General features: G+C 32.1%; 4 protein-coding genes. 3 read left to right on the plus strand and 1 reads right to left on the minus strand.

Annotated features, from left to right (window positions below; all coding sequences use genetic code 11):
* The 3 genes from ACI3VO_RS07225 to ACI3VO_RS07235 form a co-directional block, all read left to right on the plus strand.
* On the plus strand, positions 1 to 1,593 hold a 1,593-nt coding region (locus ACI3VO_RS07225; RefSeq protein WP_439757259.1), incomplete at its 5' end, for an ABC-F family ATP-binding cassette domain-containing protein.
* A 78-nt stretch (positions 1,594 to 1,671) separates the two neighbouring features.
* Complete coding sequence (locus tag ACI3VO_RS07230; RefSeq protein WP_439757260.1) at positions 1,672 to 2,409, plus strand: glycerophosphodiester phosphodiesterase; 738 nt, start codon at positions 1,672 to 1,674, stop codon at positions 2,407 to 2,409.
* Between the two features lie 131 nt (positions 2,410 to 2,540).
* Positions 2,541 to 3,179: an isochorismatase family protein gene (locus ACI3VO_RS07235; RefSeq protein ID WP_439757261.1), complete on the plus strand. Its 639-nt coding sequence runs from the start codon at positions 2,541 to 2,543 to the stop codon at positions 3,177 to 3,179.
* A 124-nt stretch (positions 3,180 to 3,303) separates the two neighbouring features.
* On the opposite strand, the gene ACI3VO_RS07240 is transcribed toward ACI3VO_RS07235, so the two are convergent.
* A complete protein-coding gene (locus ACI3VO_RS07240) occupies positions 3,304 to 3,960 on the minus strand; it encodes a DUF3867 domain-containing protein (protein ID WP_439757262.1) in 657 nt (218 codons plus the stop codon).
* Positions 3,961 to 4,412 lie beyond the last annotated feature (452 nt).

Here is a 4,412-nt window from a genome sequence, read left to right on the forward strand (position 1 = left end):
AACAAATCCTACGACGAAAAGCTAAACGAAAAACTCCTAAAATTACAGGAAAAAATGGATGCGCTAAACCTTTGGGATTTAGAGAGCAGTGCAAAAACTGTCTTGACTAAGCTTGGAATCACAGATTTCGACCAAAAGGTAGAGGAGCTTTCAGGTGGACAGAGAAAAAGAGTCTCTCTAGCCTCTGCACTTATAACTCCTTGTGAGCTACTTGTTTTAGACGAACCTACAAACCACCTAGACAACGACACAATCGATTGGCTAGAAACATATTTAAATTCCTTTAAGGGATCTATCCTGATGATTACACATGATAGATATTTCCTAGATCGTGTGACTAATAGAATACTAGAATTAGATAAAGGAGCCCTATACAGCTATGAAGGAAATTACTCTGTATTTCTAGAGAAAAAAATGGCTAGACTTCAGCTCGCTGAATCACTTGAAGCAAAACGCCAAAACCTACTTAGAAAAGAGCTAGCATGGGTAAGACGCGGTGCCCAAGCCAGAACTACAAAGCAAAAGGCGAGACTTCAAAGATTTGACGAGCTATCAAATAAAACTGTCTACGTACCTGAAGACAAGCTTGAAATATCTGTAGGAAGCAGCAGACTTGGCAAAAAAATAATAGAAATAGAGCATCTATCTAAATCCTTCGACGGAAGAACATATATAGACGACCTAGACTACACTCTAGCTCGTACAGATAGAATCGGTATAGTCGGCAGAAACGGACTTGGTAAATCTACCTTGATAAGACTTTTAAACGGAGAAATTAAACCAGACAGCGGTACTATTTCTATAGGTGAAACTGTAAAAATAGGCTGCTTCAACCAAGATACATCTAAAATGCACCCTGATATGAGGGCAATCGACTATATAAAGGAAGAAAGCGACTATATAACTACTGCAGATGGATACAAAATAACTGCTTCACAAATGTGTGAAAAATTCCTGTTTAACGGGACTTTACAGTACACTCATATTAGAAATCTATCTGGTGGCGAAAAAAGAAGACTCCAACTGCTTAGAGTTCTTATGATGGCTCCTAATGTACTTTTACTAGACGAGCCTACTAATGACTTGGATATAGATACTTTAAGCCGTTTAGAGGATTATCTAGATGATTTTAACGGTGTAATTATCTGTGTTTCCCATGATAGATACTTCCTTGATAGAGTCTGCAACAAGATCTTTGCATACGAAGGCCGCGGAAATATCCATATATACACAGGCAACTACAGCGATTACTTAAATTACAGAGAAGAAGAAAACATAGAATTTGAAGAATTCGAGGAAGAAAAGGTAGAAAAACCTCAAGCTCCTAAAAAGGAAAAGCCTAAGGCTAAAAACAAACCTAAATTCTCTTACAACGAACAGAGAGAATTCGACACTATAGATGAAGATATAGAAAAAATAGAAAACAAAATAGCAGCTTTAGAAGAAGATACTGCAAAATTTGCAACAGATTTTACAAAATTACAAGAAATAATAAACGAAAAAACCAAACTAGAGGAAGAATTACAGATAAAATACGAACGTTGGGAGTACTTAAACAACCTAGCTGAGGAAATAGCTAACTGGAACAGCTAAATACTACCAAGGTTTATACTCATTAAGACATAAAACAGTTAATCAAAGCAACTAGCAAGGTTTATGAGGAGGAATAATATGAATATATACGCTCACAGGGGCAATAGTGGTTTTTTCCCAGAAAACACTATATGCGCTTTTAAAAAAGCTCTAGACTTAGGTGTCTATGGAATTGAACTAGACGTCCACAAAACTAAAGACGGCGTTTTAGTAGTCCACCACGACGAAACTGTAGACAGAATGTTTGAAGGAAATGGATATATAAAAAAATTAACTCTTGAACAAATAAAGGAACTTACTATAAAGGACGAGGAATATAAAGACAATCCAGAGTGCAAAATCCCTACTTTGGAGGAGGTCTTAGAATTAATAGAGCCTACAAATTTAAATCTGAATATAGAATTAAAAAACAATAAAATAGCTTATAAAAACATTGAAAAGGACGTTGTGGCATTAGTCAAAAAATACAAAATGGAAAAGAGAGTCGTAATATCAACTTTCAATGTAAAAAGCTTAAAAAAATTGAACAAGCTAAATAGCAAAATCAAAACTGCATATTTAGTAAGCGCCCTTACATTTAAGCGCGGCGGCTTAAAAAAAGCACTAAAGACATGCAAGGACTGCAAATGCACTTATATACATCCTTCTTACGATCTAGTAAACAAGGAATTTGTAGATGAAGCTCATAAAAAGAATATTTTGGTACAGGTTTACACTGTCAATTCTATAACTATAATGAGAAAGCTCATAAAGTTCAAGGTAGACGGTATTTTTACAAACTACCCTAAGATAATAAATACTATTGTCAATGATTAACTTTTGAAAACGACTATTACAATTGTAAAAATACTATAATATTAAACAATTAATACAATAAATTAGCAATACCTATTGACATATTTAAAAGAAAATTATACAATTTTATTAAATTAATGTGGAGGTTACAAATGGATAACATAATTAAGGAATTTGAAGTTTTACAAAAAAACTTAGATAATTTACCTATTGAAAATTTAGCTGACTACGACTTAAGTAAAACTGCTTTATTTATAGTAGATATAAACAACGGATTTGCCAAAGAAGGAGCTCTATATTCTGATAGGATAAAATCTCTTATAACTCCTATCTATGAATTTGTAAAACCTTTGGAGGAAAAGTTAAACAAAATTATAGCCTTTACAGATACTCACGATAAGAATTCTGTAGAATTAAATAGCTACCCTGCCCACTGTCTAGTAGATACTGAAGAATGCAAGGTGGTAGACGAGCTTTTAGATATCAAGAACCTTGAAATCATACCAAAAAATTCTACAAATGGATTCTTTGCTATGGATGTTAATATATTGGACGATATAGATAATGTGGTGGTTGTTGGTGACTGTACAGATATATGTATATATCAATTTGCAGTGACTCTAAAGGCTTATTTTAATGAAAAAAATATTAACAAAAACATCGTAGTCCCTATGAATTTGGTAGATACCTATGATATACCATTTGTTCATCCAGGAGATCTTTTGAATATAGTATTTTTGAATAGTATGGTTCAAAATGGTGTTAAGCTAATTAAAAAATTTTCATTATAAATAACTAAAAACACACACTTCAAAAGGGAGAAGGCCTATAAAATAGATTTTGTTCTATTTTGTAGGCCTTCTTTCTCTTAAAAAATCGAGACGACGAGAGCAAATCACCCTCGTCGTTTTATCTTTAATAATCGTATTCTTTGCAGTTTTCACAGATTTTAACCTTCATCTTCTTGCCTATCATGTTTTTGTAATCTAGTAAAAATTCATTTAGCTGTGAGTCGACAAGGTTTATGTTTCCTTCACTCATCAATGTTACATTTTCTTTGTTTATTACGATTTTAAGGTCGTTTACGTCGTTTTTTAGGTAGCTTATTATGAAACTATCGTATTCAAGTCTTTGTGAAAATTTATTGTAAAAATCTGAATTCTTTACAATTGTCTCTTTTACATCGTCTTTAGGAACTACCTCTATCTTAGGCTCCTGACTGCTGTTGTTATTTGCATTCATAGTATAATTTCTTATATCGTTTATGTTCATAGAACCCATGCTGTTTAAGTCATTTGGATTTATGCCCATGCTTTTTAGCTGTCTCTCTATTTCGGCTTCGTCTACTCCATATCTTTCTAGTAATTTCTTTTGTATATTCATAAATTTTTCATTAGATATATTGTTTTCTCTCATATAATCGTATATTTTTGATGTAAACTCAGACATAGTCATGCTTCCGTCTGCCACCGAAAAGTAAAGATTATACATATAATTTTCAAATTTGTCTATGTCAGTTTCTTTGACTTTATTTTTTAGCTCGTTAAAATCTATTATTCTATCATCTGACATCTAAATCCCTCCTGCCTGTGAAAAATAACCTTCATAAAATTATACCATAAATTACTCTATTAATTATTGATTATTTGTTATATTTTTCATTTTAAATAATATTATATATAAATAGCTCAGGAGGTGTGAATTGTCCCTTAGACTTTTGTTAGTTTTTATTATTTTGTTGTTTTTAGTTACTCCCTAGTTCTAAAGATATATAATTTTATTTTAAAAAATATGTATTTTAAAAGAGGTAAGAGAAAATAAAGTATTTAATACTATTTTGCTCGTACCTCATATTTTTATAACATATTCTTAGAAAATAATATTTTCTATTTGCTTAGTCATCTCTACTGCATTGTTGAAAAATGATTTTACATCTACTACAGTGCTGCTGACGTTTGAAAATTCTGCTGCAAACGTAGCTACGTGACTTTGTATAACCTCACCTACAGATGCGACACATGAAT

The sequence above is a fragment of the Intestinibacter sp. genome (assembly GCF_051866655.1).
Taxonomy (GTDB): domain Bacteria; phylum Bacillota; class Clostridia; order Peptostreptococcales; family Peptostreptococcaceae; genus Intestinibacter.